The organism is Campylobacter concisus (assembly GCF_003048615.2).
In the GTDB taxonomy this organism is placed as follows: Bacteria; Campylobacterota; Campylobacteria; order Campylobacterales; family Campylobacteraceae; genus Campylobacter_A; species Campylobacter_A concisus_C.
In genome coordinates, this window is record NZ_CP049263.1 from 873,749 (window position 1) to 888,695 (window position 14,947).

Genomic DNA, 14,947 nt, shown 5'->3' on the forward strand with positions numbered 1-14,947 from the left:
TTATACATTAGCAAAGCCAAAATTTAGGGGATAAAATCAAATTTTGATATAATTTGCCAAAAAAAAAGGAAAAATTTGAACCAAGTCACGGACAAATTTAAACGTGTAAAATATCTTCGTGCGCTAGAAAAATTTGCAAAATCAGCGATAAATGGGCTAAAAAGAGATGACTTTGACGAGACTGAGTTTCGCCAAAGAGTTGAGAAAAACGCGAAAGTCATCGAAAAAGTAGAGGCCGTTTATCTTGATCAGCCATACTCAAAGGCGCTAGAAAATTTTATAAATTTACTTATCAAAAATGCCTCAAAAGAGGAGCTTTTAAAGGCGGCAAATCTACTTGATAAGCTAAAAAATCAAAAGACATATAAAAAAGAAAAGCATAAAAATAAATTTAAGGATGAGGATTGAAAGTAGTTATTTTTGATATGGATGGCACTGTGATCGATAGCGGCGAGGCGATATATAAAACGGTAAATGAAGTAAGAGGTGAGCTAAATTTGCCGCCACTTGAAAAAGAATTTATCATAAAAGCGATCAATGAGCCAGGTAGAAATTTAGCCCTTGAGTTTTACGGCATCGACACGCCAAGCAGGAGCTTAAAAGAGGGTTTTGAAGAGAAATTTAAGAAATTTTACGATGAGTGTGCGACTACCTATGAGGGCGTAAAAGAGCTTTTGCAAAAGTGCAAAGAGGCTCACTATAAGGTCGTTTTGGCAAGCAACGCACCACACGATACGCTAGAGAAAATTTTAAAGAAAAATGAAATTTATGAGCTATTTGACGAGGTCATCGGCGCTAGCAAGGAGATACCGCAAAAGCCAGATCCTGCGATGCTTCACCTAGCTGTTAGTAAAACTGGGGCTAACAAGGCGATCTTTATAGGAGATAGCCTAAAAGACGAGCTAGCCGCTAAAAACGCAAATATGCCTTACGTGCAAGTTTGTTGGGGATTTGGCGAGGAGAGCAAAAGTGCCACGTATAACGCCAAAAATGTTGGCGAGGCTTGGGAGATAATATTAAATTTTTAACTTAGTTTTAATTGGCTATAATCTTAAGAAATTTTCAAAGAAACAGCGATGATAGATATATTTGAGGGCAGTGCGAGGGATAAATTTTATGACATTTTGTTTAACGCAAATGCCGTTTTAGTTAAAAACGAGATAGATAAAATTTTTGAGAAATTTGTGGCTATGAGCGAGCTTTGCGAAAAGCATGGCATTAGTGAAGATGAGATCAGAAATTTTATACTCTCAGAGCAAGATAAAGTTTATAACGGAGTAAATGACCTGTATATCGAGCTTAGCGGAGAAATTTTAAGCCAAAATGAGTAGAATTTTTGCGCTCATAGCCTTGTTGTCCGCTCTTATCTTTGCAAAAGAGCCAAATTTTGACCCAAATTCGGTCCATACGTTTGAGCTTAAAAAAGATGAGTGGGCGCGGGTCTTTATAACCGAGAAAAAAACTCAAAGGGTTGAGACTTTTGACTTTCGTTGGACGCTATTTGATAGCACAAATATCACTGTGCAAAGCTTTTTTAGGCGCTATCCAAGGCAGATGGTCTTTTCGCTAAGACAAGGACAAAACACCTACATGCAGCGAGTTTTGCCTGATTTTATGATGCCGCCAAACGAGAGCGTGAGCCTTTACATATCATTTGTTGATTTTAGGGACAAAAAGGCGCATTTTAGGGTGGCGCTGCTAGATGAGAGCAAGCGTGTGGATGTGGGTTTTAGAGATCCGCACGAGGATAAATAGAAGGATAAAAATGGATAAAATCGATGAAATAATGAGCAAATTTATAAGCGAGCTTGGCTATAAAGAGGCGTTTGAGATGTTTTTAAAGATAAGCTCAGGCAAAAAGCTACGCTCAAAACTTCTTTTAAAGATCGCAGGAGAGAGTGAAATTTCTCTTAAGCTTTGCGCTATCATCGAGCTCATCCACCTTGCAAGCTTATTGCACGACGACGTCATAGACGAGGCAAATATAAGACGCGGCAAACCAAGCATAAACGCACTTTTTGGTAGTAAAAACTCAGTCATGCTAGGCGACATCCTCTATTCAAAGGCTTATTTCGAGCTTACAAAATTTGATCCAAGCATCGCAGCTGTCATCTCAGACGCGGTCAGTAAGTTAAGCATCGGCGAGATGATGGATGTGAAAATGGCTGAAAATTTTAATGAAAACGAGCAAGAATATTTAAAAATGATCTACTATAAAACAGCTGTTTTGATAGAAGCCACGGCTATTTGTGGGGCAAAGCTAGCTGGCAAAGATAGTGAGAAATTTGGCATTTATGGCAAAAATTTAGGTCTTGCATTTCAGATCGTTGATGATATCTTAGACATCACTCAAGATGAAAAAACGCTTGGCAAACCAGCGCTTAACGACTTTGTCGAGGGCAAAACGACACTTCCTTACATTTATCTTTATAAGAGCCTGGACGAGGCTGGTAAAACAAAGCTTAGATCGCTTTGGGCAAAGAAGTTAAACGCGGACGAAATTTCATGGCTAAAAGAAAATTTTGATAAAACTAGCTCGCTTAACAAGGCTATAAATGAAGCCAAAAGGCTTGGAAGTGAGGCGATAGAAGCGATAAAAGAGTATAAAAACGCCGAGCTTGAAGGGATCATAAAAAGCATGATAGATAGGGAATTTTGATGCACTATTTAGACATAAGTTTTACATATAAAAACACTGATATTTCGGTTAGAGAAAAGCTTGCCTTTGATAGTGACGATAAAAAAGAACAAATTTTAAAGCTGATAAACTCAAACAAAAACATAAAAGAGAGTATGGTGCTAAACACCTGCAACCGCGTCGAGATCATAGCAAGTGTAGAGGATGTAAAGGCCGCTACTGCTCATATCATCAGGTGTATGTCGATATTTTCAGGCGTTTTTGAAGATGAGCTTTATGAGAGAGCTGACATCTATGAAAACAGCGGTGCAGCCCACCACCTATTTGCCGTGGCAAGCTCGCTTGATAGCCTAGTCGTTGGCGAAACGCAGATCGTTGGCCAGCTAAAAAATGCCTTTAAATTTGCCTATGACAACAACTCATGTGGCGAAGATATCAGCAAGATCATACACTACGCATGTAAGTGTGCTGCTAAGGTTAGAAACGAAACTCAAATTTCTAAAAACCCGATCTCAGTTTCAAGCGTCGCCGTGGCAAAGGCAAAAGAAATTTTTGGCACGCTTGAAGGTAAAACGGCTATCGTCGTGGGCGCTGGCGAGATGGGTGAGCTAGCAGCAAAGCACCTCATATCAAGCGGTGCAGAAGTGATCATCATAAACAGAAGCTCCGAGCGCGTCGAGCAGCTAGTTGATAGCCTAGGAGATAACGCGAGCTGGGATAGCATATTAAAACTAAAAGAATACGTAAATAACTACGATCTCATCTTTTCAAGCACCGCAGCCCCACACGCCATCATCACAGGCGAGATCATCGAGCCAAGAGAATTTCACAGATACTTTTTTGATATCGCCGTGCCAAGAGATATCGATCTTTTAAACACAGAGCTTATCAGCGTCTATACGGTCGATAGCTTAGAGGAGATCGTGCGTAAAAATTTAGCTCTCAGAGAGGAACAGGCGCAAAAGGCCTACTCGATCGTCGGTCAAGATACGAGCGAGTTTTTAAAGACTTTAAAAGAAGATATGAGCGTGCCTCTTATAAAATCTATCCGCAAGCAGGCTGAAATTTGCGCTAAAAATGAGCTAGAAAAGGCGATGAAAAAGGGCTATTTAAAACATAGCGATTACGATGAAGCGCAAAAGCTCATCCATCAGGTCTTTAAAGCCTTTTTGCACCAGCCAACGATGAAGCTAAAAGGGCTTGCAGACGAGGAGAGAGCTAGCGAGCTTTCAAACGGAGTTAAATTTTTATTTGACATAAAAGATGAACAAAATTTTCAAGCAGGAGATATAGATGAAATTTAGTGAATTTTACGCCCCAACGACCAAAGAAGCGCCAAAAGATGCATCTTTGCCAAGTCATCAGTTTTTGATAAGAGGTGGCTTTGTCGAGCAGATTGGCTCTGGGCTTTATAACTATCTGCCGCTTGGAAAGATCATGCACGATAAAATTTCACGCGTGGTAAAAGAGGAGATGAACGAGGCTGGCGCGCTAGAGGTGAGCTTTAGCGTGGTCACTTCAGGCGAGCTTTGGAAGCAAAGTGGTCGCTACAACGTCTTTGGCAAGGAGCTTTTGCGCTTTAAAGATAGAAAGGATAATGACTTTGTCATAAGCCCTACAAATGAAGAGGCAGCCGTTGCTTTGGTGCGTGGCAAGGTGACCAGCTACAAGCAGCTACCACTAAATTTATACCAGATAAACACCAAATTTCGTGACGAGGCAAGACCACGCTTTGGCTTGCTAAGAGGGCGCGAATTTACGATGAAAGATGGTTATAGCTTTCACTCTAGCAAAGAGGATCTTAAGCGTGAGTTTGACCTTATGGAGGCAACTTATAGTAAGATTTTTACCCGTTTGGGGCTAAATTTTAGAGCTGTTGAGGCTGATAGTGGAGCCATTGGTGGTAGCGGCAGTAAAGAATTTATGGTGCTTGCAAGTAATGGCGAGGACGACATACTTTGCTGTGAGGCTTGCAGATACGCTGCAAACGTTGAGGCTGCAAGACGCGAGCCAAGAGTTAGCGAGGCTGAGGCACCAGAGGCGGATGCGGCTAAATTTCTAACGCCAAATGCAAAAACGATAAAAGATGTGGCGGAGTTTTTCAAAGTTAGCGAGTTTTACTGCATAAAAGCTGTTATGAAAAAGGCGATTTATGAGGATAAAGAAGAGGTCGTGGTCTTTTTTGTAAGGGGTGATGATGAGCTTCAAGAAACAAAGGCGCAAAATGCTTGCAAGGCGCTAGAGCTTGTCGATGCTAGCGAGGCTGACGTGGCTAAAACTGAGCTTGTGGCTGGATTTTGCGGGCCAGTTGGGCTAAAGGATATTAAATTTTTCATAGATAACGAGCTAAAAGGCGCAAACAACATGATATGCGGCGCTAACGAAAAAGACTATCACTTTGTTGGCGTTAGTGTTAGCGGATTTAACGAAGAGAGATTTAAAGACCTTGTAAAGGTAAAAGAGGGCGATAAATGCCCAGTTTGTGGCGGAAATTTAAAACTTAGCAAAGGCATAGAAGTCGGTCATATCTTTCAGCTAGGCGATAAATATTCAGCTGCGATGAACGCGACATATCTTGACGAAAATGGCAAGGCAAAGCCATTTTTGATGGGCTGCTACGGCATTGGCATAAGCAGGCTGATTGCCGTAATGATAGAGGCTAGCCACGATGAGAAGGGCTGCATCTGGAAAAAAGAGTGCGCGCCGTTTGACGTGGAGATCATCATCTCAAATTTAAAAGATGAAGCGGGCGCGAAATTTGCATTTGAGCTTTACGAGAGCCTTAAAAAAGCTGGCGTTAGCGTCATAATAGACGATAGAAACGAGAGATTTGGCGTTAAGATGAATGATTTTGAACTTATCGGCTTCCCTTACGCGCTGCTCGTGGGCAAAGAATTTGCAAATGGCAAGGTTGAGTTTATCACAAGAGATGGGCTAAGCAAAGAGGCGATAGAGGCAAACGACGCCTTTAGAAAGATAAAAGAAAGCTTATGAGATTTTTTGCATTTTTGTTTTTTTTGATAGAAGCTGTGTTTATCTATCTTTTTGTTGATAAATTTGGCTTTTTAAACTACTTTCTTGAGGTATTGGTTTCTGGATTTGTTGGCATCGCACTTCTTTTTAATGCTGGATTTTCTAGTTTAAATTCGCCTCAAGTGGCGTTTAAGAGCTTTCTTGGTGGAAATTTATTTAGCCAGCTAGGGCTTAGTTTTGGCGGAGCGCTGCTATTTTTGCCAGGGATTTTGACAGATATTTTTGGTATCGCCGTGGTCGTTTTTTCTTTAGTGTTTAAGAAAAATGCAGCGAAAAATGAGAGCTATCAGGAGTTTAAATTTCAAAACTTTAGCGAGCAGGGCAGTAAAAAAGATGATGGCGAGATCATCGACGTTGAGGTCATCGAAGAGCCAAAAAGAGTAAATTAGGAGAGATGATGAAAGAGATAAAAATAGCAACTAGAAAGAGCATCTTAGCACTTTGGCAAAGCGAGCATATCAAGGCTAGGATCGAGGCGCAGCACAAGGGCGTGAAGGTCGTGCTTGAGGGTATGAAGACAAAGGGTGACGTGATCCTTGACACGCCACTTGCAAAGATCGGCGGCAAAGGGCTTTTTACAAAAGAGCTTGAAGATAGCATGCTAAAAGGCGAGACTGATATTGCCGTGCATAGCCTAAAAGACGTGCCAGTAGTCTTTCCAGAAGGGCTTAAACTAGCGGCTATTTGCTCACGTGAGGACACTAGAGATGCGATGATAAGTGAGAAATTTGCTAAATTTAGCGACCTACCACATGGCGCAAAGGTTGGCACAACGAGCCTGCGCCGTAAGATGCAGCTGCTTATCATGAGGCCTGATCTTGAGATCATCTCGCTTCGTGGAAACGTGCAAACTAGACTTAGAAAGCTAAAAGAGGGCGAATTTGACGCGATCATTTTGGCGATGGCTGGCATAAACCGCCTAAATTTAAAGGCTGAAGTGGCGCACATCTACACATTTGGCTTTGACGAGATGATACCTGCGATGGGTCAGGGCGCTCTTGGCGTCGAGGCTAGAGATGAGAAGCAAATTTTAGATGAGATCTCTTTTTTAAATGATGAAAATGCGGTCATCGAAACGACCATAGAGCGTGACTTCGTAAGCGTTTTAGAGGGTGGCTGCCAAGTGCCAATAGGCATAAGCGCAAGGCTAAAAGGCGATGAAATTTCTATCGATGCGATCGTTGGTCTACCTGATGGGAGCGAGTTTATAAAAGATAGTTTAAAGAGTAGCAAAGATAAATTTCAAAGCATCGGCAAGGAGCTAGCGCATAAATTTATAGAAAAAGGGGCGAAAGAGCTTTTAAGGCGCGCTGAAGAGATGGCGTAAGCGTGTTTGAGCTAAAATTTAAAGCAAAAGTCATAAGTGCTACCAAAAATAGCAAAGACAACTACTATATGATCGGTCTTGCAGACGACAAATATAACTACAAAAACTACATAATCTTTCAAAGACCGATCACGCTAAAAAAAGGTGACGACGAAAACGCCGATATAAACGGCCTATATGCCGAGTGCAATGGCGACATTTGCTACAACGCTTGCAAAAGGGTGAAGATCACTGATAAGAGCATCATTTTTGAGGTGCAAGATAGTCTCATTTGCGTAGATACCGAGGGTGTAAAGCTTAATGAGCGCTTTATGAAATATAGCAAAGAGATATTTGGCGAGCTGCTAGAGTGTAGCGTACCAAAATAATTTGTTTAAATTTAGAGATAAAAAGACGAAATTTTCTAAAATTTGCCGCCGTTTCAGGAGACGTGACGCTACCTAGCGTGCTAAATGCTGCAAGCCAAAACGCGGATAAGATATCGAGAAATAAAGCCGCGATTTAAAAGCGCCTTTTAAATTTGACCAAGCGTCAAAACCGTAGTCGGACTAAATTTTTATATTAAAATCCTTTGCGATCTTTGTTTTTAAGTCCGCACCGATCTTTTTAAACATAGCGTTCATTTTGGCATTTTTGTCCATAAATTTCTCTATTTGCAAATTTGCCTTGTCGCTGTTTTCTTTTATCATCTCGCGAGCTTTTTTCTCCGCGCTATCTTTCGTAAATTGTGCAAGCGCGGTAAATGATTTTACGAGAGTTTCTTTGATCTCATCTTTGGTCTGTGCACTAAAAAGCTCACCTATGATCTGCCCCAAATATGGCTCTATCTCGCTAAAAATGGCGGAATTTTGCTTCGCATTTTGCACCTGTTCGCTCACATGCTCGCCAAATATGCACTCGCTGCAAAAATGCTCGCAGTTGTTGATGAGTAGGTTGTATTTTTGCTCGCCTATGCGCTCTTTAGCCCGAAGCGCCACCTCCTGACCGCTAAATGGCGCATTTGCATACTCTTTTATCTGCCAAGTATCGCCGCTAGCAAACTCCTCGAGGCTAGTCATCTCTACCTTTGCGATGTTGCGTTTATCTAGCGGCACGACGTTGCTTAAGATCTCCTCAAAACAGCTTTTTTCAAGCACGATCCCACGCGCCAAGCCGTTATAATGCACGACCTTATCATCTCCGACGTAGATGCCGTGATGCTCGTAAAGCTTTACGCCAAGCACACTTCTGTCTACGAAGATGTGATCGCCTATTTTTGGTAAATTTTGCATATCTATCTCTATAAAATTTATTAAAAATCGTAATAAAACGACAAATTTAGCCCAAATTTGCTAAATTTAACTTTATTAAAATTTGGATAACTAAGTATAAATTTATAAGGAAAAATATGGACTACATCAAGCTTTTAAAAGATAATGGCCTACTTAGGGTGATCGAGGAGCCAGTAGATATCGACCTAGAGATCGCGCACGCTAGCTACATAGAGGTCAAGCGCGAGGGCTCACAAGCACTACTTTTTACAAACCCAGTCTGCAAAAAAACTGGGCGTAAATTTGCCCCAGTACTTACAAATATCTATGGCTCAAAAAGGGCGCTTGAGCTGATATTTGGCGTGCAGCCTGATGAGATCGCAGCTGAGATAGAGAAGCTTTTAAAGCCTAAAAAACCTGAGAATTTCAAAGAGAAGCTTGACTTTTTGGCCTATCTTTTTAGCATGAGAAAGATTTTTACCAAAAGGCTAAAGGGCGATGGCGAGTGCCAGCAGGTCAAATTTATAGGCGAACAGGCCGATCTTTTGAGCCTGCCTGCGCTAAAGACCTGGCCGCATGACGGAGGTGCTTTTATCACGATGGGGCAGGTCTATACGCAAAGTCTTGATGGTGCGCTGCAAAATTTAGGCATGTATAGACTGCAAATTTATGATAAAAATCGCCTTGGCATGCACTGGCAGATTCACAAAGACGGCGCAAATTTCTTTCACGAGTATAAGCGTGCTGGCCGTAAGATGCCAGTCTCTGTGGCAATAGGCGGCGATCCACTCTACATCTGGTGCGGCCAAGCGCCGCTGCCAAAGGGCGTCTTTGAGCTGCTGCTTTACGGCTTCATCCGCAAAGAGCCAGCCAAGCTTGTAAAGTCGCTAACCAATGAAATTTACGTCCCGCACGACGCTGACTACGTGATAGAGGGCTTTGTCGATACTGCTAAGAGCGAGCTTGAGGGGCCATTTGGCGATCACACTGGTTTTTACACGCCAGTTGAACCGTTTCCAGTGATGGAGGTCACGGCGATAACTAGCAAGCAAGACCCCGTATTTCACGCGACCGTGGTTGGCAAGCCGCCGCTTGAGGATAAGTATATGGGCTGGGCGACCGAGCGCATTTTCTTGCCGCTTTTGCGAACGACCGTGCCAGAGCTACTTGACTACAATATGCCTGAAAATGGCGTCTTTCACAACCTTATCTTAGCCAAGATAAATGCCCTTTATCCAGCTCATGCAAAGCAGGCGATGCACGCATTTTGGGGAGTTGGACAGATGAGCTTTGTAAAGCACGCGATCTTTGTGGGCAACGATGCACCAGAGCTAGCAGAATACGACAAATTTGCGGACTTTGTGCTTGATAAATTTGGCAGTGAGAGTGTGCTGATAAGCCAAGGTGTGTGCGATCAGCTCGATCACGCCAGTCCAAACTCGTGCTTTGGCGGCAAGCTTGGCATCGATGCGACGCAGGACTTTTGTAAATTTAGCCCTGCGGTCTTAAGTGATGATGAACTTTTGGCTAAATTTCAAAGCATTGCGTCAAATGTTAAAGAGCTTCGGCAGTTTAAAAAAGAGAGTAAAACGCCTATTTGTGTGATTAAATTTGAAAAAGATCGCCCTGCAAAAGAGCTATTTTCTAAGCTTTTGGAATTTAAGGAATTTTTCAAGCTTCTAGTCGTCGTGGATATGCAAAACTACCTAGAAAATCCATATATGCTGCTTTGGCGCGTGACAAATAACATAGATGCCTTGCGTGATATCTACATAGATGGCGAAAATTTCTGCGTGGATGCGACGAGCAAGAGTGAGCTGGAGGGATATACTCGTGGCTGGCCTATGCAAACTGACTGCAAGCGCGAAGTGGTGGCAGATCTTATTAGGCGTGGCGTGGTAAAAGATGAGCCAGAGCTATTTCATAAATTTGAGATATTTGGGTAGATTTTGATCGCTGTAATGTTATAAATTTAAAAATTAGGCAAGCATATAGCTTGCCTAAACTACGAAAGTTTTTTGATCGCTTCAACTATGAGGTTGCACTTTTTGACTACCGAGTTTATCTCTAGATACTCGTTTTTTGTGTGCATGTTGCCACCAGTTGGACCAAGGCCGTCTATCGTAGGACATCCTGCTGATGCGCTGATGTTGCCATCACTTAGTCCGCCAGCATCGACCCAAGTGACCCTTGTGCCAGTGGCCTTCGCAGCCTCGTCAAAGACTTTTTTGATATTTGGTAAATTTACCTCGTCTATCATCGGTCCTTCTTCGTTTATGAGGATGCGCTCACAGCTCACTTCTGGCACTATCGGATGAGATAGAATTTCATCCATCTTCTTGTGTAAAAACTCCACCGAGCTAGCGTGGCGATATCTCATCTCAAATGTCACGCTGGCAAAGTCTGGCACGACGTTTTGGGCGTCGCCACCTTTTGTCATTATGCTATTAAATGTATGACCTGCCTTAAAATCAGTGAGTTTTGAGAGCTCAACGATGAAATTTGCAGCCTCCACGACAGCTGAACGACCGCGCTCTGGGTGGTTGCCAGCGTGCGCGCTAACGCCACGGAAATTTAATACATAAGAGATCACGCCTTTTCTAGTAGCCACCATCGAGCCATCTTCTCTTGCAGGCTCGACGACTAGGGCGTAGCGAGACTTTTTGGCTAGCTCTCTTATGGCGTCTTTGGCGAAATTTGAGCCAGTCTCTTCGTGAGAGTTTAAAAAGAGGCCGATCTTTAGTTTGCTAAGATCAAGCTCTTTGATGACGTAAAGCGAGAGCAAGCTGCCGCCTTTATCGTCGATCGCGCCAAGTGCGTTTATGCGCTCATCCATCTTGCTAAATGGCACTTCAGCCTTTGTGCCCACAGGAAAAACGGTGTCCATGTGACCGATGAATAAAAAGTCGTAGCTTTTTGCCTCAAGGTCGTTTGAGATGAAAAGGCAAGGAGCGACCTTGTCGGTGCCAAGCTCTATGCTCCTACTTTTTAGGCCTAAAATTTCGGCTCTTTTTTTAAACCAAGCTGCAACTTCATTTACGCCGTCGATGCTTGAAGTCGGGCTTTCGATGTCGGTTAGCTCCTTTAGATCGGCCAAATATTTGTCTATTTCACTATCTTTCATCTTTTATCCTTATACGAGCAAGCTCATCACAAACATCGCCAAATAGGCATTTAGGATGCAAATTCCAAAAAGTACGAGATAGTGTCTGCCTGGTACTTCAAGCACGCCTAAAACTCGTCCCATGTACTGCACAGTCGAGCCAACTAGCGCCATGCCAGGAAGCAAGACAGCGATATCGTTTGCATTTAGCGTACCATCTCCCACAAGCGCTACTAGCACGCCTGCTGAGCCGCCCCAGCTCAAAAATGCAGCCATGAAAACGGCTATGGACTCACCTGGAAGACCAAGTGGGAGCATAATAAATCCTAGAAATTTGCCTATCACGCTAAGCGCGCCAGATACTTTTAGGATGTGGATGATGACAAATGCCATAAGCACGTTTGGGATGGTGTTTTTTACGGCGATGTCCCAGCCTTTTCTAGCGCCCTCTACAAATACGTCGGTTATTAGTTTATTTTCAGTCATCTCTTACTCCTCATCATCTTTGACAAATTTTTTGACATAAAGTCTCATCAAATTTGCTCCTAAAATTTTAAAGACAAAGACTATGCCAAGCACCATGGCTATGGTAGCAGGGGCTGTGTTGCCAGCTTTGTCAGTCACTAGTAAAACCGGAGCAAATGAAGATAAGAAATTTGTGATCATCGCACCAGCGCTAAACTGAAACGCTGCAAAGATGAGAAGCTCTTTGTGTGAGATGAGGCCATCTTGACGCAAAAATTTAGCCGTTGAGCTGCCTGCGTCGGTGCTTTGTGTGCTTGCTATCAAAGAGATAGAGCAACATCCTGGTATGCCAATAAGTGGCTTTAAAACAGGTGTTAGCAGTCTTGAAGCTGCGTAAAGTGCATGGTATTTCTCAAAAATAGCAACAAAGCCAAGTGCGAGCATAACGGCAGGGGCAAGACTAAGGGCAAATAAAAATCCACCTTTTGCGCTAGTGCCACTTCCTGTTTTAAACCATTCTGGAAATTGACCTGCTAGCTTGCTAAAATCAAAGATACCACCATAGGTGTTTTGTAAAAAACCTCCAAAGAAAACGATCGCAATTGCAAGAGTGATCGTACCGATGATGAGTTTTTTAGTATCACTACTCTCTTTCATAAAGCCTCCTTTGATTTGGAATTTGTTTAAATATTATAACGCCTATGCTTATGTAATATTTAAAATATAAAATTCGATAATTAATTATGAAATTTTATGAGTAATTTATATATAAAAATTATTATGCGATAAAAGTTAGCATTATAGAGACTTAGAATGTAAATTTAAAGTATATAAAAATTTAGAAATTTGGATTTAAGATTTAGGATTTAAGGTAAAAATGGCTTTTAAACTTAAATTTAAAAGCCATTTATCTTTTAGCTCTCTTTTAAAAGCTTGCTTGCAAGCATATCTGCTTTTGCTTTGTCGGTGTCTTTTTTGACTGATTTATAAATTTTAGAGATATAGTTTTCTAAAACTTCGTGGCAAGAGATCACTTTTTCACCCTCGCGTCTAGCTACTTTTGTGTATTCGCCGTTATTTTGTAGCTCAAATGCTAGGTCGTTATCGCTTAGCTGAAGCTCTAAAATTTCAAGCAGTCTCTCTTGAAGCCTTGGCTCAAAGATAGGTGTCATAAGCTCCAAGCGGCGCTCTAAATTTCGTGGCATCCAGTCAGCGCTTGAGATGTAAATTTTTGGATTAGCGTGCTTGAAATATAAAATTCTAGCGTGCTCCAAGTATTTACCGATGATCGAGCGAACTCTGATGTTTTCGCTTTTACCTTTTACGCCAGGCCTTAGTCCGCACACACCTCGGACGATTAAGTCGATCTTCACGCCTGCATTTGAGGCGCGGCTAAGCTCATTTATCACATCTTCGTCTATTAGCGCGTTCATCTTAGCGATGATCCTGCCCTCGCTGCCTTTGCTAGCCTCCACTCTTATCTTTTCGATGATGCGCTCTTTTATCTGAAAGGGCGACATGCTAAGGGCGTTTAGACGGCGGTTTTTGTTATATCCTGATAGGATGTGAAAAAACGAGGTCGTATCTTGGCTAAATTCCTCTTTACTGGTAAATAGGCTAACGTCGGTGTAAATTTTAGCCGAACTGCCGTTGTAGTTGCCAGTGCCAAAGTGCATGTAAAATTTGAGTTTATCGCCGATCTGGCGGATCACTTGGCTAACTTTTGCATGCACTTTAAAGCCTGTGATGCCATATATCACGTGTGCGCCAGCATCTTCAAGTGCCTTTGCCCAGTGAAGGTTATTTTCTTCGTCAAACCTTGCTTTTAGCTCAACCATCACGGTTACTTGCTTGCCGTCGCTTGCAGCGTCTATCAGGCTTTGGATGATCGGTGAGTTTTTATCGACCCTGTAAAGTGTCATGCGTATCGAGATCACCTTTGGATCTTTGCTCGCTTCTCTTATAAAGCTAACGACTGGATCAAAGCTCTCAAATGGATGAACCAGTAGCACATCCTCTTTGTCTATGGCGTCAAAGATCGAGACGCCGTTGCCAAATGGAGGCAGGGTTTTTGGGGCGTAGGGCGGGTTTGCTAGGTGGCTGAAGTTCTTGCTCCCAGCTATCTCCCAAAGAGAGCTAAGTGTGAGTGGGATGCTTGAAAAATAGATATCTTTGTGAAAAATTTTCATGTGAAAATTTAAAAACTCTAAGATATCAGCGTCTGCATCTTTATCTATCTGCATACGCACAAAAGCCCCTTTTCTGCGAAGCTTTAGCCCTTGCTCAAGTATCATCATAAAGTCATCCGCCTCTTCTTCTTCGATGACGATATCAGCATTTCTTGTCACTCTAAAAGCAGCCGAGCTAATAAGCTTATACCCTGGGAAAATTTCTTCTGCGTGGCGGTGCACGATCGTCTCAATCGGCACAAAAACGTTGCTACTTGGCTGAGTAAATCTTGGCAAAACTCGTGAAATTCTTATCATGCCGTATTTTAAAATTTCAGGATGCTCGATGTCAGCTAGCTTAACGGCAAGCGAGAAGCTAAGGTTGTTTAGGTGCGGAAATGGATGTGTCGCATCAACAGCGATAGGCACGATGACTGGCAGGATGTTTGAGAAAAAGTATTCGTCGCATTTTTGCTTTAAGCTATCATCAAGCTCGTCATAGTTTTTGATAAAAAGACCCTCTTTGCTAAGCGCATCAACGGTGCTTTTGTAGTGAGCCTCGACTAAATTTTGCTCATCTTGCAGATACTTTCTGATCTCTCTTAGCTGATCGAGCGGGCTCATGCCATCGCTACTACTTGTCGTCACTCCAGCTGCAAAAAGCTGCTTTAGACCAGCCACTCTTATCATATAAAATTCATCAAGATTTGTCATATAAATGGCTATAAATTTTAGTTTTTCAAGTAAAGGTATATCCTTTTCACACTGAGCGAGCACCCTTGAGTTGAAGCGTAGCCAGCTTAATTCGCGGTTGATAAAAAGAGTTTCATTTTCGCTCATCATTTTCTCCTTATAATTTTTGATTATTTTATGATATGTGCGGTTATAAAGTTCTTATTTTGTTAAAAATTTAGTTACAATAGTGCAAATTTTAAACATAAAGGTTTCTTATGTCGGATTATA

At 42.2% G+C, this 14,947-nt stretch carries 16 protein-coding genes; 11 read left to right on the forward strand and 5 right to left on the reverse strand.

Features of this window, described 5'->3' with window-relative positions; genetic code table 11:
- Positions 1–75: 75 nt before the first annotated feature.
- Genes CVS89_RS04450 through CVS89_RS04495 form a run of 10 tightly spaced genes read left to right on the forward strand, consistent with a single transcriptional unit; the run spans position 76 to position 7,366 of the window.
- Positions 76–408, forward strand: coding sequence for a hypothetical protein (locus tag CVS89_RS04450; RefSeq protein ID WP_087581825.1), 333 nt, complete (start codon positions 76–78; stop codon positions 406–408).
- On the forward strand, positions 405–1,028 hold the full coding sequence (locus CVS89_RS04455; RefSeq protein ID WP_107847811.1) for an HAD family hydrolase: 624 nt from the start codon (positions 405–407) through the stop codon (positions 1,026–1,028). The genes CVS89_RS04450 and CVS89_RS04455 overlap by 4 nt, the downstream gene beginning before the upstream one ends.
- 48 nt (positions 1,029–1,076) lie before the next feature.
- Positions 1,077–1,331: a DUF2018 family protein gene (locus tag CVS89_RS04460; protein WP_103637946.1), complete on the forward strand. Its 255-nt coding sequence runs from the start codon at positions 1,077–1,079 to the stop codon at positions 1,329–1,331.
- The gene (locus CVS89_RS04465) at positions 1,324–1,755 is read left to right on the forward strand and encodes a hypothetical protein (RefSeq protein ID WP_107847812.1); all 432 of its coding nucleotides are present in this window, start codon (positions 1,324–1,326) and stop codon (positions 1,753–1,755) included. The genes CVS89_RS04460 and CVS89_RS04465 overlap by 8 nt, the downstream gene beginning before the upstream one ends.
- A 10-nt stretch (positions 1,756–1,765) precedes the next feature.
- Positions 1,766–2,659: a polyprenyl synthetase family protein gene (locus tag CVS89_RS04470; protein ID WP_107847813.1), complete on the forward strand. Its 894-nt coding sequence runs from the start codon at positions 1,766–1,768 to the stop codon at positions 2,657–2,659.
- Positions 2,659–3,942: a glutamyl-tRNA reductase gene (gene hemA, locus CVS89_RS04475; RefSeq protein ID WP_002940193.1), complete on the forward strand. Its 1,284-nt coding sequence runs from the start codon at positions 2,659–2,661 to the stop codon at positions 3,940–3,942. Before CVS89_RS04470 ends, hemA begins: the two co-directional genes overlap by 1 nt.
- Positions 3,932–5,632, forward strand: coding sequence for a proline--tRNA ligase (locus tag CVS89_RS04480; RefSeq protein WP_107847814.1), 1,701 nt, complete (start codon positions 3,932–3,934; stop codon positions 5,630–5,632). The genes hemA and CVS89_RS04480 overlap by 11 nt, the downstream gene beginning before the upstream one ends.
- Positions 5,629–6,060 carry an FxsA family protein gene (locus CVS89_RS04485; protein WP_021089852.1) on the forward strand — a complete coding sequence of 144 codons (432 nt, stop codon included), beginning with the start codon at positions 5,629–5,631 and terminating at the stop codon, positions 6,058–6,060. Before CVS89_RS04480 ends, CVS89_RS04485 begins: the two co-directional genes overlap by 4 nt.
- Positions 6,061–6,068: 8 nt before the next feature.
- Positions 6,069–6,998 carry a hydroxymethylbilane synthase gene (gene hemC, locus CVS89_RS04490; RefSeq protein ID WP_107847815.1) on the forward strand — a complete coding sequence of 310 codons (930 nt, stop codon included), beginning with the start codon at positions 6,069–6,071 and terminating at the stop codon, positions 6,996–6,998.
- A gap of 2 nt (positions 6,999–7,000) precedes the next feature.
- Positions 7,001–7,366 carry an Imm10 family immunity protein gene (locus tag CVS89_RS04495; RefSeq protein WP_107847816.1) on the forward strand — a complete coding sequence of 122 codons (366 nt, stop codon included), beginning with the start codon at positions 7,001–7,003 and terminating at the stop codon, positions 7,364–7,366.
- A gap of 180 nt (positions 7,367–7,546) precedes the next feature.
- Here CVS89_RS04495 and CVS89_RS04500 read toward each other — a convergent pair whose 3' ends face one another.
- Positions 7,547–8,269 carry a lecithin retinol acyltransferase family protein gene (locus CVS89_RS04500; protein ID WP_021085578.1) on the reverse strand — a complete coding sequence of 241 codons (723 nt, stop codon included), beginning with the start codon at positions 8,267–8,269 and terminating at the stop codon, positions 7,547–7,549.
- 116 nt (positions 8,270–8,385) lie between these two features.
- Here CVS89_RS04500 and CVS89_RS04505 point away from each other — a divergent pair, with 116 nt between their 5' ends.
- Positions 8,386–10,194, forward strand: a complete 1,809-nt coding sequence (locus CVS89_RS04505) for a menaquinone biosynthesis decarboxylase (protein ID WP_107847817.1) — start codon at positions 8,386–8,388, stop codon at positions 10,192–10,194.
- Between the two features lie 59 nt (positions 10,195–10,253).
- Here CVS89_RS04505 and CVS89_RS04510 read toward each other — a convergent pair whose 3' ends face one another.
- From CVS89_RS04510 to CVS89_RS04525, 4 genes are all read right to left on the reverse strand, one after another.
- Positions 10,254–11,372 carry a M20/M25/M40 family metallo-hydrolase gene (locus CVS89_RS04510; RefSeq protein ID WP_107847818.1) on the reverse strand — a complete coding sequence of 373 codons (1,119 nt, stop codon included), beginning with the start codon at positions 11,370–11,372 and terminating at the stop codon, positions 10,254–10,256.
- A 9-nt stretch (positions 11,373–11,381) separates the two neighbouring features.
- The gene (locus CVS89_RS04515; RefSeq protein ID WP_002942766.1) at positions 11,382–11,837 is read right to left on the reverse strand and encodes a YjiG family protein; all 456 of its coding nucleotides are present in this window, start codon (positions 11,835–11,837) and stop codon (positions 11,382–11,384) included.
- 3 nt (positions 11,838–11,840) lie between these two features.
- Positions 11,841–12,473 carry a nucleoside recognition domain-containing protein gene (locus CVS89_RS04520; RefSeq protein WP_103558114.1) on the reverse strand — a complete coding sequence of 211 codons (633 nt, stop codon included), beginning with the start codon at positions 12,471–12,473 and terminating at the stop codon, positions 11,841–11,843.
- A gap of 257 nt (positions 12,474–12,730) precedes the next feature.
- On the reverse strand, positions 12,731–14,848 hold the full coding sequence (locus CVS89_RS04525; RefSeq protein ID WP_256372124.1) for an RNA degradosome polyphosphate kinase: 2,118 nt from the start codon (positions 14,846–14,848) through the stop codon (positions 12,731–12,733).
- Positions 14,849–14,947 lie beyond the last annotated feature (99 nt).